21 protein-coding genes are annotated in these 23,121 nt (G+C 59.7%); 8 read left to right on the forward strand and 13 right to left on the reverse strand.

Annotated elements, in window-relative coordinates:
* Nucleotides 1–157: 157 nt before the first annotated feature.
* The 4 genes from bhcD to bhcA all read right to left on the reverse strand — a co-directional run bounded on the left by bhcD (nt 158) and on the right by bhcA (nt 4,566).
* Nucleotides 158–1,135 (reverse strand): iminosuccinate reductase BhcD, encoded by a 978-nt coding sequence (gene bhcD, locus Q1A63_RS10120; protein ID WP_298970752.1) that lies wholly within the window; start codon nt 1,133–1,135, stop codon nt 158–160.
* 83 nt (nt 1,136–1,218) lie between these two features.
* A complete protein-coding gene (gene bhcC, locus Q1A63_RS10125) occupies nt 1,219–2,382 on the reverse strand; it encodes a 3-hydroxy-D-aspartate aldolase BhcC (RefSeq protein ID WP_298970751.1) in 1,164 nt (387 codons plus the stop codon).
* 12 nt (nt 2,383–2,394) lie between these two features.
* Nucleotides 2,395–3,366: a beta-hydroxyaspartate dehydratase BhcB gene (bhcB, locus tag Q1A63_RS10130; RefSeq protein WP_298970750.1), complete on the reverse strand. Its 972-nt coding sequence runs from the start codon at nt 3,364–3,366 to the stop codon at nt 2,395–2,397.
* 9 nt (nt 3,367–3,375) lie between these two features.
* On the reverse strand, nt 3,376–4,566 hold the full coding sequence (gene bhcA, locus Q1A63_RS10135) for an L-aspartate--glyoxylate aminotransferase BhcA (RefSeq protein ID WP_298970749.1): 1,191 nt from the start codon (nt 4,564–4,566) through the stop codon (nt 3,376–3,378).
* 207 nt (nt 4,567–4,773) lie between these two features.
* Between bhcA and Q1A63_RS10140 the strand changes: the two genes are divergently transcribed.
* The 7 genes from Q1A63_RS10140 to Q1A63_RS10170 all read left to right on the forward strand — a co-directional run bounded on the left by Q1A63_RS10140 (nt 4,774) and on the right by Q1A63_RS10170 (nt 11,663).
* Nucleotides 4,774–5,652, forward strand: a complete 879-nt coding sequence (locus Q1A63_RS10140; RefSeq protein WP_298970748.1) for an IclR family transcriptional regulator — start codon at nt 4,774–4,776, stop codon at nt 5,650–5,652.
* Nucleotides 5,653–5,951: 299 nt separating this feature from the next.
* Entirely contained in the window at nt 5,952–7,046 is a 1,095-nt protein-coding gene (locus Q1A63_RS10145; RefSeq protein WP_298970747.1) for a TRAP transporter substrate-binding protein, read from the forward strand.
* A 114-nt stretch (nt 7,047–7,160) separates the two neighbouring features.
* Nucleotides 7,161–7,751 (forward strand): TRAP transporter small permease subunit, encoded by a 591-nt coding sequence (locus Q1A63_RS10150; protein WP_298970746.1) that lies wholly within the window; start codon nt 7,161–7,163, stop codon nt 7,749–7,751.
* 30 nt (nt 7,752–7,781) lie between these two features.
* Nucleotides 7,782–9,149 (forward strand): TRAP transporter large permease subunit, encoded by a 1,368-nt coding sequence (locus Q1A63_RS10155; protein WP_298970744.1) that lies wholly within the window; start codon nt 7,782–7,784, stop codon nt 9,147–9,149.
* Nucleotides 9,146–10,489: an amidase gene (locus Q1A63_RS10160; protein WP_298970742.1), complete on the forward strand. Its 1,344-nt coding sequence runs from the start codon at nt 9,146–9,148 to the stop codon at nt 10,487–10,489. The genes Q1A63_RS10155 and Q1A63_RS10160 overlap by 4 nt, the downstream gene beginning before the upstream one ends.
* A gap of 16 nt (nt 10,490–10,505) precedes the next feature.
* Nucleotides 10,506–10,700 carry a hypothetical protein gene (locus Q1A63_RS10165; RefSeq protein ID WP_195818937.1) on the forward strand — a complete coding sequence of 65 codons (195 nt, stop codon included), beginning with the start codon at nt 10,506–10,508 and terminating at the stop codon, nt 10,698–10,700.
* A 3-nt stretch (nt 10,701–10,703) separates the two neighbouring features.
* Nucleotides 10,704–11,663 (forward strand): D-glycerate dehydrogenase, encoded by a 960-nt coding sequence (locus Q1A63_RS10170; RefSeq protein WP_298970737.1) that lies wholly within the window; start codon nt 10,704–10,706, stop codon nt 11,661–11,663.
* A gap of 3 nt (nt 11,664–11,666) precedes the next feature.
* Here Q1A63_RS10170 and Q1A63_RS10175 read toward each other — a convergent pair whose 3' ends face one another.
* The 5 genes from Q1A63_RS10175 to dctP all read right to left on the reverse strand — a co-directional run bounded on the left by Q1A63_RS10175 (nt 11,667) and on the right by dctP (nt 17,339).
* The gene (locus Q1A63_RS10175; protein WP_298970735.1) at nt 11,667–13,181 is read right to left on the reverse strand and encodes a malonyl-CoA synthase; all 1,515 of its coding nucleotides are present in this window, start codon (nt 13,179–13,181) and stop codon (nt 11,667–11,669) included.
* A 9-nt stretch (nt 13,182–13,190) separates the two neighbouring features.
* Complete coding sequence (locus Q1A63_RS10180; RefSeq protein ID WP_298970734.1) at nt 13,191–14,435, reverse strand: malonyl-CoA decarboxylase; 1,245 nt, start codon at nt 14,433–14,435, stop codon at nt 13,191–13,193.
* On the reverse strand, nt 14,432–15,748 hold the full coding sequence (locus Q1A63_RS10185) for a TRAP transporter large permease (RefSeq protein ID WP_298970732.1): 1,317 nt from the start codon (nt 15,746–15,748) through the stop codon (nt 14,432–14,434). The genes Q1A63_RS10180 and Q1A63_RS10185 overlap by 4 nt, the downstream gene beginning before the upstream one ends.
* On the reverse strand, nt 15,748–16,296 hold the full coding sequence (locus tag Q1A63_RS10190; protein WP_298970730.1) for a TRAP transporter small permease: 549 nt from the start codon (nt 16,294–16,296) through the stop codon (nt 15,748–15,750). Before Q1A63_RS10190 ends, Q1A63_RS10185 begins: the two co-directional genes overlap by 1 nt.
* 62 nt (nt 16,297–16,358) lie before the next feature.
* Nucleotides 16,359–17,339, reverse strand: coding sequence for a TRAP transporter substrate-binding protein DctP (gene dctP / locus Q1A63_RS10195; protein ID WP_298971577.1), 981 nt, complete (start codon nt 17,337–17,339; stop codon nt 16,359–16,361).
* A 139-nt stretch (nt 17,340–17,478) separates the two neighbouring features.
* Between dctP and Q1A63_RS10200 the strand changes: the two genes are divergently transcribed.
* Complete coding sequence (locus Q1A63_RS10200; protein WP_298970728.1) at nt 17,479–18,135, forward strand: GntR family transcriptional regulator; 657 nt, start codon at nt 17,479–17,481, stop codon at nt 18,133–18,135.
* Between the two features lie 16 nt (nt 18,136–18,151).
* Here the strand turns inward: Q1A63_RS10200 and Q1A63_RS10205 are convergent, their stop codons facing one another.
* From Q1A63_RS10205 to Q1A63_RS10220, 4 genes are all read right to left on the reverse strand, one after another.
* Nucleotides 18,152–18,280: a hypothetical protein gene (locus tag Q1A63_RS10205; protein WP_298970726.1), complete on the reverse strand. Its 129-nt coding sequence runs from the start codon at nt 18,278–18,280 to the stop codon at nt 18,152–18,154.
* On the reverse strand, nt 18,277–19,458 hold the full coding sequence (locus tag Q1A63_RS10210) for a formate dehydrogenase subunit gamma (protein ID WP_298970724.1): 1,182 nt from the start codon (nt 19,456–19,458) through the stop codon (nt 18,277–18,279). Before Q1A63_RS10210 ends, Q1A63_RS10205 begins: the two co-directional genes overlap by 4 nt.
* Nucleotides 19,459–19,537: 79 nt before the next feature.
* Complete coding sequence (fdh3B, locus tag Q1A63_RS10215; protein ID WP_219506207.1) at nt 19,538–20,134, reverse strand: formate dehydrogenase FDH3 subunit beta; 597 nt, start codon at nt 20,132–20,134, stop codon at nt 19,538–19,540.
* A 15-nt stretch (nt 20,135–20,149) separates the two neighbouring features.
* The gene (locus tag Q1A63_RS10220) at nt 20,150–23,047 is read right to left on the reverse strand and encodes a formate dehydrogenase subunit alpha (protein ID WP_299631426.1); all 2,898 of its coding nucleotides are present in this window, start codon (nt 23,045–23,047) and stop codon (nt 20,150–20,152) included.
* Between the last annotated feature and the right edge of the window lie 74 nt (nt 23,048–23,121).

The following is a 23,121-nucleotide window of genomic DNA, read 5'->3' on the forward strand; positions in this document are numbered from 1 at the left end:
CTGTGTTCAAAACATGGCCGACACGAGGAACGGGCGTGCCATGAAACGACAAGTTTATGCGAATTTATGAAGCCTTAATGGGCATTCAGACCAGAAAAATACCCGACCGCAATGGCTGCGACCGGGTGGTTTTTTCTTGCAAGGTCAATGATCTAAGTCAGAGCGCGACCCGCGTGGCCTTGCCCTGCTTTTCCGCCTGCTCAGCCGCGACCGACGCCACCGCCAGATCCTGCAACCCCACGCCCGTCCCATCAAAGAGCGTGATTTCATCCGCAGCGCTGCGCCCCGGATGATCGCTATTGATCACAGCGCCAATCGGCGTGATTTCGGTTTTGCCGATGAGGCCCGAGGCAATGGCATGCTGCGCCTCGCCGATGGTCGTCGATTGCGCAATCTCATCCGCAAAGGCCGTCGCGGTGGTGAAGATCTCGGGATCGATTTCCTGTTTGCCCTTGGTGTCGGTGCCCATACAGGCGATATGCGTCCCCGGTTTGATCCAGCCCTTCATCAGCAGCGGTTCAAACGCCGAAGTGATGGTGATGATCACATCCGATTGCGCGCCAAGATCTTCCTGGGTGACAGCCTCGAACGCCAGCCCAAGCTCCTTGGCCACCGACCCGAGACGCGGCAGCATTTCGGGATGTGGGTTCCAGGCGACAACCTTTTCAAAATCGCGTTGCTGTGCCGCGGCGCGCAGCTGGAAGGTCGACTGATGCCCGGCGCCCACCATGCCCAGCACCTTCGCATCCTTGCGCGCCAGATGGGCGATGGAAACGGAGGAGGACGCCGCCGTACGCACCGCCGTCAGGTAGTTGCCGCCCACCAGCGCCTGCAACATGCCGGTGTCGGGATCAAAGAGGAAAATGGTGGATTGGTGGTTGGTCAGCCCCTTGTCCATATTGCCGGGCCAGTAGCCGCCCGATTTGACGCCAAGCGTCTTGCCCGCCTTGTCGAACCCGGATTTGAACCCGTAAAGCGCGTCGGCATAGCCGATGGCCTCTCGGATCACCGGGAAATTATAGGCATCCCCCTTGGCCATGGCACCAAAGACCGCTTCAACGGCGGTGAATGCATCGGCGCTGCTCACCACCTCCGCACAGACGTCTTCCCCTACAATCAGCAATCCTTCGGCCATGTCTTCACCCTTCAGTCTGTGTTCTACGTGCAAACGCGCCCGAAGCCGTCGGGCGCGCCCATCTTTTCCGGTGCCGTTTTGGCTCAGTAGGCCTTGCCGCGCGCGGACACCGGCCAGAGCGTTTCAACCTTGCCGTCGCGCACGCCCACGTACCAGTCATGCACGTTGCAGGTCGGGTCGCAGTGGCCCGGCACCAGTTTCAGCTTGTCGTTGACCTTAAGGACCCCATCCGGGTCGGCCACCACGCCATGCTCGTCGGAGCATTTGACGTATTCGACGTCCGTGCGGCCAAAGATCACCGGCAGACCGCTGTCCACCGATTGCGCCTTGAGGCCCGCGTCCACGATGGCCTTATCCGCCTTGGCGTGACTCATCACCGAGGTCAGGATGAACAGCGCGTTTTCCCATTCGCCCTGATCAATCCGGTTGCCGTTTTCATCCAGAATGCGCCCATAATCTGCGTCCATGAAAGCGTAGGAGCCACATTGCAACTCGTTGAACACACCCGAATTGCCCTCAAAGTAATAGGAGCCTGTACCGCCGCCACCGACGATATCACATGTCAGACCTTCACCTTTCAGCGCCTCGACCGCCTCCTTCACCATGGCCACCGCCACGTCGATCTTGGCTTTGCGGTCGGCATAGCTGTCCATGTGCTGCATCGCGCCCTGATAGGCTTGGATGCCCGCAAATTTCAGACCGTCGGCTGCATCGATGGCCTTTGCAATCTCCACCACCTCAGGCGTTGTGGTCACACCGCACCGACCCGCACCGCAGTCGATTTCGACAAGACACTCTATTTCGGTCCCATGGCGCATCGCCGCCTCCGACAGGTCCGCCACATTCTCAATGTCATCCACGCAGCAGATCGTGCGCGCGCCCAGCTTCGGCATCCGCGCCAGGCGATCTATCTTCTCGGGCTGGCGTACCTGATTGGAAACCAGCACGTCTTTGATACCGCCGCGCGCAAACACCTCTGCCTCTGACACCTTTTGGCAGCAGACACCACAAGAGCCGCCCAGCTTTTCCTGCAACAGCGCCACATCGACGGATTTGTGCATCTTGCCGTGCACCCGGTGGCGCATGCCGTGCGCCTTCGCCCAGTCGCCCATCTTCTTGATGTTGCGTTCCAGCGCGTCGAGATCGAGCACGAGACACGGCGTCTGGATCTGCGCCTCGTCCATGCCAATTGCGGCCGGAATGTCGTAGCCCACTTCAAAATCTTCGAATTTGACCTGCTTGTTCATATCGCGTCCTCCTTAGCCCTTCATCCAGGGCAGTTTGTTCAAATCCACATTGCCGCCCGTGATGATCACCCCCACGCGCTTGCCCCGGAACACTTCCGGATTGCGCAGGATCGTCGCCATCGGCACGGCGCAGCTTGGTTCCATGACGATCTTCATCCGCTCCCAGGTCAGTTTCATCGCATCGATGATCTCCTGTTCGCTGGCCGTCAGCACATCGGTCACGAAGCTGGAAACGAAGTGCCAGGTATTCTCCTTCAGCGGCACCTTGAGGCCGTCCGCGATGGTCACCGGCGCATCGTCGGCAATGATATGCCCCGCCCGGAAAGAGCGCGCGGCGTCATCCGCCTGATCGGGTTCCGCCGCGTAGATCTCCATCTTCGGTGCCAGGTTGGAGAGCGTCAGACAGGTGCCCGAGATCATGCCACCACCGCCGATGGGCGCGATCACCGCGTCCATGTTATCAACCTGCTCCAGCAATTCCAGCGAACAAGTCGCCTGCCCCGCAATCACGCGCGGGTCATTGTAGGGGTGCACAAATTCTGCCCCTGTCGCGTCCTGCACCTCGGCAAACACCGCCTCGCGGCTGGTGGTCGAAGGCTCACATTCGGTAATAATCCCGCCGTAGCCGCGCACCGCCGCCTTCTTTGTTTCGGGCGCGGTGCGCGGCATAACCACGTGGCACGGGATCCCGCGCCGACCTGCTGCATAACTGAGCGACAGCGCGTGGTTGCCCGAGGAATGGGTCGCCACGCCTTTCTCGGCCATCGCATCACTAAGGCCAAAGACCGCGTTCGACGCGCCGCGGACCTTGAAGGCACCAGCTTTTTGAAAGTTCTCGCATTTGAAGAACAGCTCTGCCCCGGTCAGCTCGTTGAAATAGGTCGAGGTCAGCACCGGCGTGCGGTGGATATAGGGCTTGATCCGCTCATGCGCGGCACGCACGTGATCGATGGTCAGATCTGGTCCGGTCAATGTATCTAGCATACCGCCCCCCTACGCTGCTGTCTTGATCAACGCCGCACGGTGCGCACGGAAATAATCCTGGGCCGCCGCGACACCGCTGCCAAGCTCGATGGGATAGTCCAGATCAGCCATGGCCATTTCAATCGTTGCCAATCCCGACAACACCATCACATCCGTCAGGCTGCCCAAATGGCCGATGCGGAAGGCTTTGCCGTTCATCTCACCCAGGCCGATGCCGAAGGACACGCCATAGGCGTTGAACGCCTGATCCGTCAGTGCATTGCTGTCGAACCCTTCGGGCACATAAATCGCGCTGACCGTATCGGAGTATAGCGCGGGATTTTCCGCGACCAGCTTCAGCCCCCAGGCATCAACCGCACGCCGCACCCCTTCGGCCAGTCTGAAATGGCGCGCATAAACGCTTTCCAGACCCTCCTCAAAGAGCATCTTCAGGCTTTCGCGCATGCCATAGATCAGCTGCAGGGGCGGTGTATAGGGAAAACCGCCTGACGCATTGGCGCCCATCATATCGCGAAAGTCAAAGAAGGTGCGCGGCAGCTTGGCCGCTTCCATGGCGGCCAGCGCTTTGGGGCTGACGCCAAGGATCGCCATGCCCGTCGCCAGCATGAAGCCTTTCTGAGAGCCGGAGACCGCGATATCGACACCCCAGTCGTCCATCCGAAATTCCATCGACGCCAGCGAGCTTACGCAGTCCACAAACATCATGCCTGGATGGCCGGCCGCATCCATCGCCGCACGTACCGCCGCGATGTCGGATTTCACCCCGGTCGCTGTTTCGTTGTGCGTGACCAAAACGGCCTTGATCTCATGGCTCTTATCCGCGCTCAGAACCGCCTCGAACCTGTCAGCAGGCGCCCCCGACCCCCATGCACAGTCAATAATGTGAACATCCAGACCATGGCGTTGGCAAAGATCGATCCAGCGGTGGCTGAACATGCCGTAGCGCGCCACCAGAACCTTGTCGCCCGGGCTGAGCGTATTGCAAATGGCCGCTTCCCATCCGCCGGTGCCACTGGCCGGAAACGTGATGACAGAGCCTTTCGTCGTTCCAAATACCTTCTTGGTGTCTTCCAAAATTGGCGCGAAGGTTTCGACAAAATCAGGCGCACGGTGGTCACGGGTCTGAACGTGCATCGCAGCACGCAGCCGATCGGGAATATTCGTTGGCCCGGGAATGAACACTGGGTTTTGGTCTGACATGTCGGTCTCCTCATACGTCATGCAGCAACATACCAATTAGTGCGCGCATTTCAATTTTCTCGAAAATGTTTTCCATTAACTAATTTAATTATTCATCACTCTGTTTTTAATAACTTTTACCTTTTTCAAAAATCGATTAAATGAATTTATTGAAATTATTTTTCATTCATGCCATAAATCCTGAAGCAGATTCTCAAGGACGTGTCCGTGACAATTCAGAAACGCCAGCGTGGGAGACCAAAATCCCAATTTCGCGAAAGCTCCGCAGGGACACTGCAGTCGCTTGATCGCGCGCTTGGCATTCTGACGGCAGTGTCTCGGGCGGAACGGGCGACGCTGACCGATTTATCCATGTCGCTTGGTGTCCCGACCGCCACAACCCATCGCATTCTGACAACGTTGCAAAAGCACGGCTTTGTCGCCTTTGACGAGGAACGCCAGGATTGGGTCATTGGGATCGAGGCTTATCGGACGGGCGTGTCTTTCATGAACCGCACCGGGCTGAGCACGGTCAGCCGACCGGTCATGCGTCATCTGATGGAAAAGACCGGCGAAACCGCAAACCTCGCAATTCCCGATGGGGCTGAGGTGGTGTTTGTCGGTCAGGTCGAGACCTTCAATCCGATCCGCGCCTTTTTCGCACGTGGCACGCGCACCTCCATGCACGCCTCCGGGATCGGCAAGGCTATTTTGGCTGCGATGCCGCCCGAGCGGGTGCGCAAGTTGCTCATGACCTCCGGCCTCACGCCTTTCACCGACAACACGCTGGTCTCACCGGAGGCTCTGTTTGCCGACCTCAATGAAACCCACGCACGCGGCTGGTCCTTTGATCGCGAAGAGCGTCATGCGGGCATGTCCTGCATCGGGTCGGTGATTTACGATGAACACGGTGACCCGGTTGCGGGTGTGTCGATTTCCGGGCCGAGCACGAGGTTTGACCCGCTGCGCGTGCCGGAGCTTGGTGCGACGGTTGCTGCGGCAGCCACGGAGATTACCGACCTGATTGGTGGTCGGTTGCCCGCAAAAGCCATAGGCTCAAATGGCGAATTCACAGCAACGACAACAGGCACGGGCCCGCTGGCCTAAGATCGCAATTGGACCTGTGCAGAAGGAGAAACGGTTAAAACAAACGGAAAACGGATAAAATTCCCCCAAAGGTTGCACTAACGGGTTGTTTTTGAGGCAAGTTTTGCTTGCCAGCGCCTGCGAAACACCTAGCTTTACCAATGTAAATTCGGGGAATTGGTTTTGTTTGGCGCCCGAGGAGATTTGCGCCGAATGACACCACCAGACGCCCAACCGCGTTTCCAGAGTTTTCACAGAATGGCGCTCACCGCGCCTTACGACAGATCCGGGCGCTCATGCCCGTTCTTAAGGGAGGAAATATGACAGATAATCTTAACCGCAGAAAGTTCCTGCGCGGCTCAGCCGTCGCAGGTGCGGCCGCTCTCGCCACGCCAGCCATTGCGGATGGCCACGGCACCACCTTGAAAATGCAAGCGGCCTGGGGCGGCGGTATTTTCCTGGAAAACGCGCAGTCCTTCGCGGCGCGCGTGAATGAAATGAGCGGCGGCTCACTGACCATCGAAGTCCTGTCGGTCGACGCCGTTGTGAAAACCAGCCAAATGCAGGACGCGGTGCACCGCGGCGTGCTGGATGCCGCGCATTACGTGCCCGCCTATTGGTACGGTAAATCCAAAGCGGCCTCGCTCTTTGGCACGGGCCCCTGCTTTGGCTGGTCGAGCCAGGAAGTGCTGGGCTGGGTCTATGCCGGTGGCGGTCAGGAGCTCTTTGACGAGCTGATGGCCGAGCTGCGCCTCAACGTTGTGTCGTTCTTCAACTCGCCGATGCCCGCACAGCCGATGGGCTGGTTCAAAGAGCAGATCACTGACGCCTCGCAGATGGAAGGTCTCAAGTACCGGACCGTTGGTCTGGCCGCGGACGTTCTGCTGGAAATGGGCATGTCGGTGGTGCAGCTGCCCGGCGGTGAGATTCAGCCGGCAATGAAATCAGGCCTGATCGATGCGGCGGAGTTCAACAACCCCACATCCGACCGCGACTTCGGGATGCAGGACGTGTCCAAGCATTATCACCTCGCCTCTTTCCACCAGAGCCAGGAGTTCTTTGAGGTCACGATCAACAAGGACAAGTTCAACGCGCTTTCCGACGATCACAAGGCAATCATCAAGAACGCGTCCATGGCCGAAAACTCCGGTTTCTACTGGGGCAACACCAAGCGCTATTCCGATGACCTGCTGAAACTGCAGGAAGCCGATGGCGTGAACGTCTACCGCACACCGGATTCGGTGATGGCGGCCCAGCTGGCAGCCTGGGACAAGGTGACAGCACGTATCGCGGAGGACGATCCGTTCTTTGCCAAGGTGATGGAATCACAAAAGGCCTACGCCAAGGACGTGATGAACTACCTGAACCTGAACCAACCTGACTACAAGCTGGCCTACAACCACTACTTCGGTTGATCTAGTGTAAGTGCAGATCGAGATCGGGCGCCCAGGCGGGTGCCCGGCCTCTACAGCTGACGATCGGGCCCTGACCAGCAGGGCCTGCCCAGCCACGACAGGGAAATCAAAACCATGAAATTCGTTCACGCCATAGAAGGATTGAGCCTTTGGGTCGGTCGAGCCTTCGGCTGGTGCATCCTGATCCTGACGCTCTCGGTGTCCTATGAGGTCTTTGTACGCTACGTGCTCAATGCGCCCACGGTCTGGGCGTTCGACATGATGATCCAGATGTATGGCGCGCTGTTTCTGATGTGTGGCGCTTATGCCCTGGCGCAGGACACGCATGTGCGGGCGGATGTGGTCTACCGTCTCTTCCCGGTCAAGGTGCAGGCGAGCCTTGATTTCCTCCTCTACTTCCTGTTTTTCTTTCCGGGCGTCACCGCCCTTGTCTGGTTCGGCTATGAGATCGCCTCGGACAGCTGGCGCTATAAGGAAGTGAGCTTCAACAGCCCCGCCAGCATTCAGATCTACTTTTTCAAATCTCTGATCCCCGTCGCAGGCGCGCTTTTGATGATCCAGGGCGTCGCCGAGCTGGTGCGCTGTGTCATCGCCATCCGAAGCGGGGAATGGCCCGAGCGGCTGGCCGATGTGAAAGAGACCGAAGATCTGCTCTCGGACGCAGATATCGCTGAAATCCAAGCCATCCATCCCGGCAAGCAATAACGACGCGCCAGCAGGAAGAAAGATACAAAAATGACAAATCCCGAAGTCGCCCTGTTGATGCTGGGCCTGTTTATTCTGCTGGTTTTGCTTGGGTTTCCGATTGCCTTCACGCTTTTGGCGATGGGCGTGGCCTTTGGCTACTACGCCTATCATCAGGGCGGCCCCATCGAGAGCTTCAGCGATATCTTCAACAACAACATCTTCTATCTGCTGAACCAGAACACCTATTCGGTGATGGAAAACCCGACGCTGGTGGCGATCCCCTTGTTTCTGTTCATGGGCTACGTGGTCGAACGCGCCAACATCGTTGACAAGCTCTTCTTCTCGCTCTACCAGGCCGCGCGCAATCTGCCCGGCTCACTGGCGATTGCCGCCCTGCTGACCTGTGCGGTCTTCTCCACCGCCTCCGGCATTGTGGGTGCCGTTGTGACGCTGATGGGGCTGCTGGCTTTCCCCGCCATGGCCAATGCAAATTACAATAAAAGCTTCGCCTCCGGCGTGATCTGCGCGGGCGGTACGCTTGGCATCCTGATCCCGCCGTCGATCATGCTGATCGTCTATTCCGCCATCGCGGATCTGTCGCCTCTGCGGCTCTACGCGGCGGCGGTCTTCCCGGGGCTGCTGCTGGCCGGGCTCTACATCGTCTACGTGATCGTGCGCGTCTGGTTCAATCCTGCGCTGGCGCCAAAGCCGCAGATGGATGACGTGCCGCCCCCGCGCGAAATCTACTGGAACCTGCTGGTCAGCTTCGTGCCGCTCACCGTGTTGATTGCGCTGGTGCTGGGCTCGATCCTAGGCGGCCTCGCAACACCGGCGGAAGCGGCAGCCATGGGTGCCCTCGGCGGCATGATCCTGGCCGTGCTCTACCGGTCGATGACCTGGACCAAGCTCAAGGAAAGCGTGTTTCTGACGGCCAAGGCCACGGCCATGGTCTGCTGGCTTTTCGTCGGGTCGTGGACCTTTGCGAGCGTCTTCTCCTACCTCGGCGGGCACGACATCATCGCCGATTGGGTCGGCGGGATGGACCTGGAGCCCTGGCAGTTCCTGGTGCTGGCGCAGATCATCATCTTCCTGCTCGGCTGGCCGCTCGAATGGTCCGAGATCCTGATCATCTTCGTGCCGATCTTCCTGCCGCTTTTGGAAGTCTTCGGCGTGAACCCCTATTTCTTTGCGATGCTGGTAGCATTGAACCTGCAGACCTCCTTCCTGACCCCGCCCATGGCCATGTCGGCCTACTACCTAAAAGGGGTGCTCAAGAAGCAGATCGAGTTGATGGAAATCTTCCGGGGCATCATGCCGTACCTTGGCATCGTGATCTTCACCATGGTGTTGATGTATCAGTTCCCCGGCATCGCGCTGTGGTTCCCAGACTATCTCTTTGGTGAATACATTCCGTGAGCAAGATCAAACCTCATAGTCTGAGTGCGACGGAGGCGGCATCCCATATCGCCTCCGGTCGATTGAAATCCGTGCAATTGGTACAATCCTGCCTCGACCGGATTGCGGAGACCGATGGTGCGATACATGCCTGGGCCCATCTTGATCCCGAAGCGGCGCTGACCCAGGCAGAGGCCTGCGACCGTCAGCGCCAGCGCGGGTTGGCGACCGGCCCTCTGCACGGGCTGCCCGTCGGGCTCAAAGACATCATCGACACCCGCGACATGCCCACCCAACGCGGCACGCCGATCTTTGCGGGGCGTCAGCCGGACGAGGATGCGCGGATCGTCGAGATGCTGCGCGAGGCCGGGGCGGTGATCATGGGCAAGACGGTCACAACGGAGCTGGCCTTCGTCCATGCCAATGAAACGCGCAACCCGCACAATCCGGACCACTCCCCTGGGGGATCTTCCAGCGGGTCGGCGGCGGCGGTGGCGGCAGGCCATGTGCCGCTGGCCATCGGCACTCAAACCAACGGCTCCGTCATCCGGCCAGCCTCTTTCTGCGGCACCTTCGGGTTTAAACCAACGCGGGGGACCATCCCGCGCAGCGGTGTGTTGCAAACTTCCGTGTCGCTGGACCAGATCGGCACCTTCGCACGCACGTTGGAAGACGCCGCCCTGCTCGCCGACGCCATCAGCAGCTACGACCAACGCGACAGCGAAAGCTTCGTGCATGCGCGGCCTGCCATGGCGGCGGGCGCGCGCAAGGACGCTGAGATGGAGCCGGATTTCGTCTGGTTCAACCTGCCCTTCAATGATCGCCTATCGGAAGCCGCCCACGACGGGCTGGACGGTGTGATGGAGATACTCGGAAAGCGTGTCACCCGCATGGACCCCGCCAGTCAACTTGGGGAACTTGTCGCAGTACAGGCCCGCATCCATGAATATGAAATCGCGCGCCATCAGGCAGAGATCTTTGACCGACATTGGGATCAGGTGAGCAAGACGCTGAAACCCATCATCACCCGCGCGCGCCAGATCAGTACGGCGGAATACGAAGACGCCCTGGCGGTGAAAGCTTCCGCTGAGGCGTTTTTCGAGGATTTCTTCACCGAATACGATTCGATCATCGCCCCCGCCGCAGCGGGCGAGGCGCCACGGTTTGGGGATGGGACAGGAGATCCGATTTTCTGCACACTCTGGACATTGGCGGGCCTGCCTTGCGTGACGCTGCCGCTGCTTGTCGGGGAGACCGGCCTGCCGGTCGGCGTGCAACTGATCGGCCCCGCGCATAAAGACGACCGGCTATTGCGCACTGCGCGCTGGCTGCAAAACCATATTGCGGCTGCTGCCGCCTGACCGAAAGGACGCAAAGATGTCATATACCGTCAAACTGATCGTCGGGCTCATCGGCACCGCGTTGCTGGTGATCTTTGTAGGCGAGCTCTCGCACAGCATCTCAACCGGTTTTGCCGGGTTCTGGGGGGGCTTTCCCTTCATGGTCATTGTGATCATCGTCTGCGCCATGGCGATCTATGACTATTGGGACGAGTGCATTCGAAAGAAGTGACCCATGACCAAACCTCGCCTTTGGATCACGCGTCGCCTGTCCGACGCCACCCTCGCCCGCGCCGAGAGGGACTATGATACTGTCGTCAACCATGCCGACACGCCCGGCAGTGCACAGGACCTGATTGCGGCGAGTGCCGAATTTGATGCGATCATCCCCTGCCACTCCGAGCATTTCAGCGCCGAAGTCGCCGCCCAATTGGACCCGCGCCTGAAGATCATCGCCAATCATTCCGTGGGCGTCGATCATTGCGACCTACCCAGCCTGAAAGCGAGGGGCATTGCGGTGACCAATACGCCGGATGTGCTGTCGGACGCCACAGCCGAGCTTGCCATGCTGCTGATGCTGGGGGCCGCACGCCATGCGGTGGCGGGCGACCGGATCGTGCGGACAGGCGCGTGGGATTTCTGGTCCCCCTCCTTCATGGTCGGCAAGCAACTCACCGGCGCGCGGCTGGGGATCGTCGGGATGGGGCGTGTGGGCCGCGCGTTTGCTGCCAAGGCCCGTGGCTTTGACATGGACATCCACTACTACAACCGCAGCCCCCTGCCCGACCCGCAGGCGCAGGGCGCGACCTATCATAACAGTGTCGAAAGCCTTCTCGCTGTCGCCGATTTTCTGTCGCTGCACTGCCCGGCCACGCCGGAAACAATCGACTTGATGAACGCCGAAAGGTTTGCCCTGCTGCCGAAAGGCGCGGTTCTGGTGAACGCCGCACGCGGCGCGCTGGTCGATGAAGACGCGCTGCTGGCCGCCCTGTCCAGCGGGCATCTGTCAGCGGCGGGCCTGGATTGTTTCAAGGTCGAACCGGGCGGAAACCCTGACTTTGCCGCCCATGAAAACATCTTCATGCTACCGCACATCGGCTCAGCCACCACAAAGACCCGTGACGCCATGGGCTTCCGGGCGCTCGACAATCTGGATGCGTTTTTTGCCGGGAAGACGCCACAAGACCTGCTGTGATGGTCAGGCGCTGAAAAGCTGCCCGTATTCTGCACGCAGGACATTCTTTTGCACCTTGCCCATCGTGTTGCGTGGCAGTTCCGGCAGGACAATCAATTTGCGCGGGTGCTTGAAGCGGGCCAGATCCGCACGCGCCGCGCGGTCGATCCTTTCCAGATCCGGGTCCTGGCCTTTCTCCGGCACCAGAAACCCAACCACCGTCTCCCCGAAGTCCGGATGCGGCACACCGATGACGGCGCTTTCGAGCACGCCGGGCTGATCATCCAGCAGAACTTCGATCTCCTTGGGGTAAATGTTGTAGCCACCTGAAATAATCAGATCTTTGTTGCGGCCCACGATCTGCACATAGCCCTGATCGTCGATCAGCCCGAGATCGCCGGTGATAAAGAACCCATCCGCGCGCAGCTCTTCGCGGGTCTTTTCGGGCATCTGCCAATAGCCTTTGAACACATTCGGACCCCGCACCTCGATCTGACCAATCTCCCCTTGCGGCAGCGCGTCACCTGTCGCCGGATCGGTGATCTTGAGCTCAACCCCCGGCAGCGGGAACCCGACCGTCCCGGCCCGCCGCGCGCCGTCATAGGGGTTGGAGGTGTTCATATTGGTTTCGGTCATGCCGTAGCGTTCCAGAATGCGGTGGCCGGTGCGGGCCTCAAACTGCACATGGGTTTCGGCCAGCAAAGGCGCGCTGCCGGAGATGAAGAGGCGCATATGCGCCACCAGATCCCGGTCAAATCGCGCATCGTCCAGAAGGCGCGTGTAGAACGTCGGCACGCCCATCATCGCGCTGGCCTGCGGTAAAAGGTCAATGACCGCCTCCACATCGAATTTGGGCAGGAAGATCATCGCGCCACCCGTCAGCAAGGACACATTGGTCGCGACAAAAAGCCCATGCGTGTGAAAGATCGGCAACGCGTGCAGCAGCACGTCTTCTTTGGTGAACTGCCAGACATCAACCAGTGTTTGCGCATTTGACAGCAGGTTCGTCTGCGTCAGCATCGCCCCCTTCGAGCGTCCGGTGGTGCCGGATGTATAGAGGAAGGCCGCCAGATCATCCGCGCCGCGTGCCACCGTGTCGAACTGCGTCTGCATGCCCGCCGCACTTTGCTGCAGCGTACCTGCGCCTGCTGCATCCAGCGTCAGGATGGAGGCACCCGCGGACTGCGCAACCGGCTTCAGATCATCGGCCTTGGATGGGTCACAAATCAAAAGCCGCGCGCCGCTGTTCTCCACGAAATAGGACACTTCGGAAGCGGTGTAGCCGGTGTTCAGTGGCAAATAGACAATGCCCGCCTGGATGCAGGCGGCATAGACGGCAAGGGATTGCGGTGATTTCTCTGCCTGCAGGGCCAGCCGGTCCCCCGGTTGCAGGCCAGCAGCGATAAAGGCGTTGGCGTATTGGGCGGCCCGCGCCAGAAAGGCCGCGTGGGTCACGACCGATCCGTCCTGAAGGTGCAGGAACACCGTGTCTTTCCTTGCATGGCAGCCAAAGAGCGTGTCGAAAAGCGGATTTGCCATCTCGTTGTCCTAGTGCTGTGTCTTTTCCATCGCCGCCGCCAGAGACTGCACCCGGGCCGAGGCCGCAACCCTATGCTCAGCGGCATAGCCTTCGTGGTTTTGTGCAATCAGGGACAGATCGTAAAGATAATTCACCATCACACCGAAAGATTGCGCCATCCCATTGGGTGACAGATCTGCGCCCGCATGCACATCATGCACCAGCGCACCATTGCCCAGATGAAAGCGCGCAACCGGATCGCGGGGGCTGCCATCGCGCCGTTTTTCGGCCAGTAAATAATGTGCGGCGACCTGGCATTGCATGTCGGCGTCATCTGTCGTTTCGACCCCAGCCGCGCGCGCCCATGTGGCCAGGCCCGGAATGGGCGAGAGCGTCACGAATGTCTCAAGCCCGGGCAATTCCCGCGACAAGTCGGCCACCACCTGTTTGATCAACGAGTTGCCAAAAGAGATCCCCGCCAACCCGGACTGGCAGTTCGAGATCGAATAGAATACCGCCGTGTCCGCATCGACCGCCGGCAGCGCTTCGCGTTTTTCGGAGAGCAGCTCCTGGACGGATCCGGGCACACCACGCGTCAGCGCGATCTCGACGAATATCAGCGGCTCATTGGGCATGGCCGGATGAAAAAACGCAAAGCAGCGGCGGTCGCCCGGTTGGACCCGGCGGCGCAAATCCTCCCAGCTGTCGATCGCATGCACGGCCTCATAGGCGATGATTTTCTCCAACACATCCGCCGGGCTTTCCCAATCAATCGGGCGCAGAACCAGAAAACCACGATTGAACCACGACGACAGAAGGTGGCGCAGATCCTGATCAACAGGACCAAATTCGGGGTGCTCAGCAGCAAAGCCCAAAAGATCATCCCGCATTTGGACAAGCTGCGCCGTGGCACCCGGCACCTGGTTGAGGCGGCGCGCCAACTCCTGACGTTTTGGCTCAGCGGCGATGGAGAACGCGCGATAGCTCTGTTTGGAGGGATCTGCCTCAAAGGCGCTGAGGGTTGCGCGCACGGCTTCCGGATCAATGCCCATCTCATCGGCCAGAAACGCGAAAAACGCCTGCTTTTCCCCCCGGTCCATCCCTGCGTAGCGGTCGAGAATGTGGCTCGCGGTCACGGCCCCCGATATTTCACCCGAACTGCCCAGCAGGTCGGTGCACAGTTCTTGGATGGAGCGCCCGGTGAGATCTGGCTCCAGAGCGCTGCGGTATCGCCGCTCAAACACCGTGGAGAGGATATCCGCGAACCAGCTCAAAACGAGGGGCCCATCACCGCGTCGGGCAACCAGGTGGCGAGCCCCGGGAAGAGACACAGCAGGATGATCGCGATGACCATGCAGGCCACAAACGGCAGTGACCCCTTGAGGATGGTTTTCAATGAAATATCCGGTGCGATCCCGTTGATCACATAGAGGTTAAGACCCACCGGCGGGCTGATCAGACCGATCTCCATGTTGATCGTGAGCACCACCGCAAACCAGATCGGATCAAACCCGGCGGTGGTGATGATCGGCAGCAGAATGGGCGCGGCCATCAGGATCACCGCCACGGGCGGCAGAAAGAAACCGGCGATCAGCAGGAAGACATTCACTGTGCCCATCAGTACCCAACGGTTCACCTCCAGCGTGCCGATCCATTCGGCTATGGATTGGGTGATGAAGAGGCTGGAGAGCATGTAGGAAAACACACCGGCGGCGGCGATGATGAAGAGGATCATCACGCTTTCCTTGGTGCTGTCGCGCAGCACATGCCAGAGCGCGGAAGGACTCCAGAGTTTGTAGATGACCATCGCGATGATCAGACACAAAAGCGCACCCACAGCGGCAGTTTCCGAGGGCGTCGCGATGCCGCCGTACATGGCGTAGAGCACGCCGATGATGATGCCCAGAAACGGCAGAACGCGTGGGAGGATTTCCAGCTTTTCGCGCCAGGAATAGCTGCGGGCGGTCAGCAGGTTCGCATTGCCAGATTGCCATGTGGAATAGAGCGACCACGCCATGAAGAGCGCCACCAGCATCAGCCCCGGAATGACACCGGCGAGGAACAATCGGCCAATCGAGGTCTCGGTCGCGATACCGTAGACGATCATCGTGACCGAGGGTGGGATCAGGATACCAAGGGTGCCCCCTGCAGCGATGGAGCCCGCGGCGACACCGTCGGGGTAGCCGCGTTTGCGCATCTCGGGGATGCCCATCTTGCCAATGGCAGCACAGGTGGCCGGGCTGGAGCCGGACATCGCGGCAAAGAGCGCGCAGGCCCCGAGGTTGGAGATCACCAAGCCACCGGGCACGCGCGTGAGCCAGCGTTCGAGTGCTTCGTAAAGATCGGCGCCCGCCCGGGTTGAGGCGATGGAAGACCCCATGATGATGAACATGGGGATCGAGAGCAGCGCGAAGTTATCGAGCTTGCCGAACAGAATCTCGGGCATCAGCTCAAGGCTGCGCATGCCATCGAAGATCATCAGGAACCCGGCGGAGACAATCAGCAGCCCAATGGCAACTGAAACGCCAGAAAACAGCACGATGATGGTGGAGACAGCCACCAGCGCGCCGAGCACAAGCGGGTCCATCAGCCGTCCTCCAGACCGAAGGGTTTTTCGGTGCCGCTCAGGACACCAAAGAGATCAGCAACCAGCTGCAACAGCAGCAGACCGAAGCCCACGGGTAGTGCCAGATAGGGGATCCACAGTCGCACGCCCCAGACCGTGTCGGACTTCCACCCCCGATCCCAGGCAAAATGCCAATAGTCATATCCATACCACAGCATGACACCAATGATCGCGATGGAAAGCGACAGCGTCAGCACCGCCAACGCGCGGCGCGCCTGCCTCGGCAGCGCCAGCGGGATCAGATCCACGTTTACGTGGCCCCGCAACCGCTGCACATAGGGCAGGCCCACCAGTGTCGCGCCGATCACCAGATAAATTACCATTTCCGTCTGCCAGACGGTCGATCCGTTGAGCACGAAGCGTACGAAGATCATCTGGCAGGTGATCGCAACGGCCGCGACGATCATGGCAGCAGAACACCAGCCAGCAAGGGTCGACAGAGCCGCGACAGCGCGCAGGAATGGGTGATCCCCGACGCGGGTCTCGGCAACGGAGTTTTGACCAGACATGGGGAGTATCCTGAAGAAGCAGAAAAGAAAACGGGCGGTGATGTCTCACCGCCCGGAACAGATCATTCTACGGCCAAAGCCATATCGAGCAATGCCTGACCATCCGGCACCTCATCGACGAAAGCCTTGAACGAGGTCTCCTTGGCGATCTCCTGCCACGCGGCGAAGTCCTCGGCCGTCATTTCGGCAATTTCCACACCCGCGTCCTGGAACACTTTCACCGAGGCCGCGTCCTGTTTCTTGGCTTCTTCCAGGTAGAAGGCTTCAGCCTTGGCGGAAGCCTCCAGAAGCGCCGCCTGCTGGCCCTCGGTCAGCCCGTCAAAGGTGGATTTGTTCATCAGAACCGGCTGGTACATGAACCACAGCGCCACGTCCGAGGCGGGTGTGTAGCAGGCGACCTGCTCGTAGATCCGGTAGGATACAAACGACGACGACGAGGTATTCGCGGCCGTCAGCACCCCGGTTTGCATCGCATTGTAGATCTCCGAGGACGCCATCGAGGCAATCGACGCCCCTGCCCCCGCAAGCATCTGCTCAAAGGCCTTGCCCGCCGCCCGCGTTTGCTGACCCACAACATCTTCGGGCTTGGTGATGCATTTATCCTTGCCGACAAAACCACCGGCGAGATAGCCGTGGACCAGCACCATCACATCGTCATCGGCCATTTTCGCTTCGAGTTCCGCCATGAAGGGGCTGTCGCTCAGCCGCGCTGCGTGATCGTGGTTTTTGACCAGACCCGGCATCAACGTTAGGTTATAGGCCGGCTGCTGGCCGCCCGCATAGCTCAGCGGCAGCACGGTCATGTCCAGCTGCCCCCGGCTCAGGGGTTTATATTGCTCACGCGGCTTAAAAAGGGATTTCGATCCGAAAATCTTGATCTCCAGATCGACATCGGCGGCGGCAACTTCATCAGCGATGATCTGTGCCACCTGATGGCGCACATCCTTATTGGACCATTGATGCGACAGACGCAATTCTGTTGCCTGCGCCGAGGCGGCAACCGTTGCAAGAGCAGCTGCAAGAGCTGCGGAAAGCAGTTTCATTTTCATTGTCATCCTCCCAGAGTGCTGGCGTTCGATGCCCAGCTCATGGGTCAGCATTCAGACTCTCGCATCCAGAGTCAATATTTTTGTATACAATAATGGGATTGTTGCGTGCGCAAATCTTTCTTATAGTTCGCATATGGACATCAGACACGCAGACAGGATCGCCGACGCATTGGAAGAACTGGTCTTTACCGGACAGTTCAATGACGGTGATCGTTTGGACGAGATTAGGCTGGCCAAGCAATTCGGCGTCTCCCGCACCCCGATCCGCGAAGCGCTGCAGCGCCTGGTTGCCTCCGGCATTGCCGAGCAACTGCCCCGGCGCGGCGTCTTCGTAAGGCAACCCGGTCCCGTCGAATTGATGGAAATGTTTGAAACCATGGCCGAGATCGAAGGGGTCTGTGGGCGCTTGGCAGCCCTGCGAATTTCGGACGCGGCGCTGGCCGAGCTGGAAGGCGCAAACGCCCGATGCCGTGACGCCATCGCCTCACAGGATACCGACGGCTATTATCGTGAAAACGAGCATTTTCACCACACCATCTATGCCCAGTCAGGCAACAGTTATCTCGCGGGACAGGCGTTGCGCCTGCACCGTCGGCTCAAGCCCTTTCGGCGCTTGCAACTGCGCTTGCGCGGGCGCATGGCGCAATCCATGGCCGAACATGAAGAGATTGTCGCATCACTCAAAGCCGGAGACGCACCGCGCGCGGCAAATGCGCTGCGGGATCATGTGGGCATTCAGGGTGAAAAATTCCGCCACCTCATGACGGAACTGCGCACCGCGGCGCAGTAGGGCCCGGGCAGTAGGCTTAATCGTCCAGCCGCACCGCCTGCCCGGTGGTCTGTTCCTCGGCGGAAAAGCCAGCCTCTTTCAGCGCGAAATTTGCACCGATGGAAATCACCACCATGGCGAGCGCTGCGAGGACAATCTCTCTCATGTGGAACTTGCCTCTGACTTGGCCTTTTCGACCTCCGCCGTCCAGATGCTGTGGTGCTCACGCGCCCACTGCAATTCGACCTCGCCCTTGCCCATCGCGTCATAGGCGCCTTCCATACCGACAGAACCGATGTAGATATGCGCAATGACAATCACCATCAGCACGAAGCTGACAATCGCGTGCCAAAGCTGCGCGTATTGCATTTCCTCATGCGGGGCGAGCGCGGTATTCAGCTCTCCCAACCCCACCAGTTGCGGCAATCCCAGCGCATTGAGCTTGTCAAAGGTGGCCGCGAACATCGGCAGCTCAAACGGGAAGAGCAGTGACAAGCCGGAGGCGGCAATAGACCCGCCCAGAATGATCACCGACCAGAATATGAATTTTTGACCGGCGTTGAACTTCTTCGCGGGCGGGTGACCGCCGCCGAGGATACCGCCGCCTTTGAGGATCCAGTTGATATCGGTACGGTCGGGCAGGTTGTGCACAACCCAGAAAACAAAGACCAGCACCAGCGCCAGGATAAAGGCCCAGGCGACATTGTTGTGGATCCATTTGGAGGCCACAGCCACGGTGGCAAAGGCCTCATGTCCGAAGAGCGGGATGAAAAACTTGCGCCCTGCCAGCGTGATGATGCCGGTGATCCCCAGGAGGATGAAGGACCCCGCCAGCAGCCAATGCGCAAACCGTTCCGCCGATTTGAACCGCAGGATGGTCTGACCGGTCTTTTCACCATCGATCCGGATTTTGCCCCGGATCAGATAGAAGAGCACCAGCAACACGACCATCACCCCCAAAGACCCCATGCCATAGGTCAGCAAAGGACCTTCGCGGAACAGCAGCCAGCGCATCCCGCCATCCTGGATCAGCACATCCACAGCGGGCCCGCGCGCTTGCGTTGTGATGGCCGCGGAATTGTAGCGATAAGCACGCCAGAGATCAGGGTCTGATGCCCCGCCCAACGTGCCAAGCTGGTCGGAAATCGGTGCTGCATTGTCAGGGCTGCCGGTGACGCCACTGCGGAAACTGTCATCCAGTTTCAGCCCTTCTTGACGTTTCATGATGTCTTCGAGGGTTTGCGCCCCACCTGTCGCGCTGCGATCTGTTGGCTCGGCCTCTTGTGCCTGCGCCGAGACCGTCAGCGTCATTGTGAACACCAGGAGGCAAAGAAGACGAAGCATTGGAAACTCCAGTTTGGCTAAGACACCCGGGGCGGCCCGATGGAGCCGCCCCTGAGAAAGTTCATGTGGTGGCAGGTTGTCAGCCGCCTTTTTGATCGTAGGCGGTGCCCCACCCCCAGGCGCCGGACCCGAACCCACGGGCAACAACGCGCTCGCGGTAGATGCTGGAAACAACATCGCCGTCCCCGGCCAGCAGCGCCTTGGTGGCACACATCTCCGCACAGATCGGCAGCTTGCCTTCTGCGATGCGGTTGCGACCATATTTCGCAAACTCCGCCGTGGAGTTGTTTTCCTCTGGTCCCCCGGCACAGAAGGTACATTTGTCCATCTTGCCACGGGATCCGAAGTTGCCCGCCTGCGGAAACTGCGGCGCGCCGAAGGGGCACGCATAGAAACAGTATCCGCAGCCGATGCAGAGGTCTTTGGAGTGCAGAACGACACCTTCTTCGTTCTGATAAAAGCAATCCACCGGGCAGACGGCCATACAGGGCGCGTCCGAACAGTGCATGCAGGCCACGGAAATCGACCGTTCTCCGGGCGAGCCGTCATTGATGGTGACGACCTTCCGGCGGTTGATGCCCCATGGCACTTCATGTTCGTTTTTACAGGCTGTCACGCAGGCATTGCATTCGATGCAGCGTTCAGCGTCGACGAGAAATTTTGCTCTAGCGGCCATTTTTCATGTCCTCCCTTATGCTGCCCAGATTTTGCAGAGAGTCGCTTTCGTCTCCTGCATCTGGGTTACGCTGTCATAGCCGTAGGTCTGCGCGGTGTTGGTGCTTTCCCCTAGAACGTAGGGGTCGGCGCCTTCGGGATATTTATCCCTCAGATCAACACCCTCCAGATGCCCCCCGAAGTGGAAGGGCATGAAGGCCACACCGGCCTCGACCCGCTCGGTGACCATGGCCATGACTTTGACCTTGCCACCTTCGGGCCCTTCGACCCAGACCTGCTCGCCGTCCCGGATACCAAGGTTGTTGGCATCGCGGGTGTTCACTTCGACAAACATGTCCTGCTGCAGTTCCGCAAGCCACGGGTTGGAGCGCGTCTCGTCCCCGCCGCCTTCATATTCGACCAGCCGCCCGGAGGTCAGCACAATCGGATAATCCGCGGAGAAATCCTTGTCCTGGATCGACTTATACATCGTCGGCAGGCGCCAGAATTTCTTGTCCTCATAGGTCGGATAATCGGCCACGAGGTCACGACGGTTGGTATAGAGCGGCTCGCGGTGCACCGGCACCGGATCCGGGAAGGTCCAGACCACGGCCCGCGCCTTGGCGTTGCCGAAGGGCGCGCAGCCATGCTTGATCGCCACCCGCTGGATGCCGCCCGAGAGGTCGGTTTTCCAGTTGGTCTTGGGCCCTGCCACCGCATCAATCGCGGCGCGTTCCTCTGCGGTCAGATCACCGTCCCAGCCGAGATCCATGAGCATCTGCATGGTGAATTCAGGATAGCCATCCTGAATTTCCGCGCCAGGGTTGGAGACCCCTTCCGCCAGCAGATTGTCACCATCGCGTTCCACGCCAAAGCGCGCACGGAAGGCCAGGCCACCTTCGGCCACCGGGATCGACATATCATAGAGATTTGCAGTACCCGGATGGTTCATCTCGGCGGTCCCCCAGCTTGGCCATGGCAGACCGTAGAAGTCCCCATCTGCCGGGCCTCCGACCGCCCGCAGGGTGGTGCGGTCAAAGGTATGCTGGTTCGCCATGTGCATTTTCAGACGTTCCGGCGATTGACCGGTATATCCGATGGTCCACATGCCGCGGTTGAATTCGCGGGTGATGTCCTCGACCACCGGCTCGTCACCATCCATCGCGATGTTGCGGAAGATCTTGTCGTGGAAGCCGAACTTCTTGGCAAACATCGAAATGATCGTGTGATCGGGCAGCGATTCAAACAGCGGATCAACCACCTTGTCACGCCACTGCAGCGACCGGTTGGAGGCCGTGACGGATCCGCGTGTCTCGAACTGCGTGCAGGCCGGCAGCAGGTACACACCATCCTGACGGTCCTGAAGCACCGCCGTCACCGTTGGATAGGGGTCCACGACGACCAGCATGTCCAACTTCTCCATCGCCGTCTTCATCTCTTTCTGACGGGTCTGCGAGTTCGGCGCGTGCCCCCAGAGGACCATGGCGCGGGTGTTATCGGGCTGGTCGATGTTTTCCGCATCCTCCAGCACCCCGTCGATCCAACGCGAAACCGGGATGCCGGTCTCATTGATCATCATCCGGTCGCCGCCATCCTTGCCAGCGCCTTCCATGACGGCAAAACGGCCCTTCAGCCAATCCAGATCCTCTTCCCAGACACGGGCCCAATGCGCCCATGATCCGTCCGAGAGGCCATAGTAGCCTGGCAGCGTGTTGGCCAGAACGCCAAGGTCCGTGGCGCCTTGCACGTTGTCGTGGCCGCGGAAAATATTGGTGCCGCCACCCGCGGTGCCCATGTTGCCCAGGGCCAGCTGCAGCACGCAATAGGCACGGGTGTTGTTATTGCCGTTGGTGTGCTGCGTGCCGCCCATGCACCAGATGACGGTGCCGGGGCGGTTGTTGGCCAGGGTGCGCGCGACGCGCTTGAGCTGGCTGCCCGGCGCACCGGTGACCCGCTCCACCTCTTCAGGTGTCCATTTGGCCACTTCGGTTTTGATTTGATCCATGCCCCAGACACGGGTGCGGATGAACTCCTTGTCTTCCCACTCGTTGTCAAAGATGTGCCAGAGGATCCCCCAAACGAGTGCGACGTCAGTGCCCGGACGGAAGCGCACATATTCATCCGCATGCGCCGCTGTCCGTGTAAACCGCGGATCGCAAACGATAAAGGGCGCGTTGTTCTGTTCCTTGGCTTTGAGCATGTGCAGCAGCGACACAGGGTGCGCTTCTGCTGGGTTGCCCCCGATCAGGAACATCGCCTTGGAATTGTGGATGTCGTTGTAGCTGTTGGTCATGGCGCCGTAGCCCCATGTATTCGCCACACCGGCCACCGTGGTGGAGTGACAAATCCGCGCCTGGTGGTCGACGTTATTGGTGCCCCAGTAGGCAGCGAATTTGCGGAACAGATAGGCCTGTTCATTGTTCGATTTCGCGGATCCCAGCCAATAAACTGAATCCGGTCCGCTTTCTTCGCGGATCTTCATCATGCCATCGCCGATCTCGTTGATGGCCTCTTCCCAGGAAATGCGTTTCCACTCCCCGCCTTCCTTCTTCATCGGATACTTCAGGCGACGCTCGCCATGAGCGTGCTCGCGTACGGCGGCCCCTTTGGCGCAATGGGCCCCAAGGTTGAAGGGGCTGTCCCAGCCGGGCTCCTGCCCGGTCCAGACGCCATTGGCCACCTCGGCAATTACCGTGCAGCCCACGGAACAGTGCGTGCAGACCGATTTGATGGTCTCAACCGCACCGCCCACAGCAGCGGCAGCCGACGCTTGGGTGACAGAGCCCCCCGTTGCGGAAATGGCAGCCAAGCCGCCGATGGCGAGACCAGATCCGCGCAAAAACGCCCGGCGGTCCACTGATTTCGATCCGACCTCGGACAGGATGTTGGTGCGTCCTGCGCGATGCGAGACCCGATTGGTCTTTTTCCTTAGCATGTTGTCCTCCCTTGCTGCCCCGGTAAGGTGGCTGGGTTATCTATTGTCGCTCAGCCCATAGCTGAGACGTGAAA

This window comes from uncultured Roseobacter sp., assembly GCF_947499265.1.
Classification (GTDB): domain Bacteria; phylum Pseudomonadota; class Alphaproteobacteria; order Rhodobacterales; family Rhodobacteraceae; genus Roseobacter.

Bases quoted from the DNA above. Each gene is read 5' to 3' on its own strand.
- bhcD (WP_298970752.1), bottom strand. From the start codon at position 1,135: ATGGCCGAAGGATTGCTGATTGTAGGGGAAGACGTCTGTGCGGAGGTG.
- bhcC (WP_298970751.1), bottom strand. From the start codon at position 2,382: ATGAACAAGCAGGTCAAATTCGAAGATTTTGAAGTGGGCTACGACATT.
- bhcB (WP_298970750.1), bottom strand. From the start codon at position 3,366: ATGCTAGATACATTGACCGGACCAGATCTGACCATCGATCACGTGCGT.
- bhcA (WP_298970749.1), bottom strand. From the start codon at position 4,566: ATGTCAGACCAAAACCCAGTGTTCATTCCCGGGCCAACGAATATTCCC.
- Q1A63_RS10145 (WP_298970747.1), top strand. From the start codon at position 5,952: ATGACAGATAATCTTAACCGCAGAAAGTTCCTGCGCGGCTCAGCCGTC.
- Q1A63_RS10150 (WP_298970746.1), top strand. From the start codon at position 7,161: ATGAAATTCGTTCACGCCATAGAAGGATTGAGCCTTTGGGTCGGTCGA.
- Q1A63_RS10155 (WP_298970744.1), top strand. From the start codon at position 7,782: ATGACAAATCCCGAAGTCGCCCTGTTGATGCTGGGCCTGTTTATTCTG.
- Q1A63_RS10165 (WP_195818937.1), top strand. From the start codon at position 10,506: ATGTCATATACCGTCAAACTGATCGTCGGGCTCATCGGCACCGCGTTG.
- Q1A63_RS10170 (WP_298970737.1), top strand. From the start codon at position 10,704: ATGACCAAACCTCGCCTTTGGATCACGCGTCGCCTGTCCGACGCCACC.
- Q1A63_RS10175 (WP_298970735.1), bottom strand. From the start codon at position 13,181: ATGGCAAATCCGCTTTTCGACACGCTCTTTGGCTGCCATGCAAGGAAA.
- Q1A63_RS10185 (WP_298970732.1), bottom strand. From the start codon at position 15,748: ATGGACCCGCTTGTGCTCGGCGCGCTGGTGGCTGTCTCCACCATCATC.
- Q1A63_RS10190 (WP_298970730.1), bottom strand. From the start codon at position 16,296: ATGTCTGGTCAAAACTCCGTTGCCGAGACCCGCGTCGGGGATCACCCA.
- dctP (WP_298971577.1), bottom strand. From the start codon at position 17,339: ATGAAACTGCTTTCCGCAGCTCTTGCAGCTGCTCTTGCAACGGTTGCC.
- Q1A63_RS10200 (WP_298970728.1), top strand. From the start codon at position 17,479: ATGGACATCAGACACGCAGACAGGATCGCCGACGCATTGGAAGAACTG.
- Q1A63_RS10205 (WP_298970726.1), bottom strand. From the start codon at position 18,280: ATGAGAGAGATTGTCCTCGCAGCGCTCGCCATGGTGGTGATTTCCATC.
- Q1A63_RS10210 (WP_298970724.1), bottom strand. From the start codon at position 19,458: ATGCTTCGTCTTCTTTGCCTCCTGGTGTTCACAATGACGCTGACGGTC.
- fdh3B (WP_219506207.1), bottom strand. From the start codon at position 20,134: ATGGCCGCTAGAGCAAAATTTCTCGTCGACGCTGAACGCTGCATCGAA.
- Q1A63_RS10220 (WP_299631426.1), bottom strand. From the start codon at position 23,047: ATGCTAAGGAAAAAGACCAATCGGGTCTCGCATCGCGCAGGACGCACC.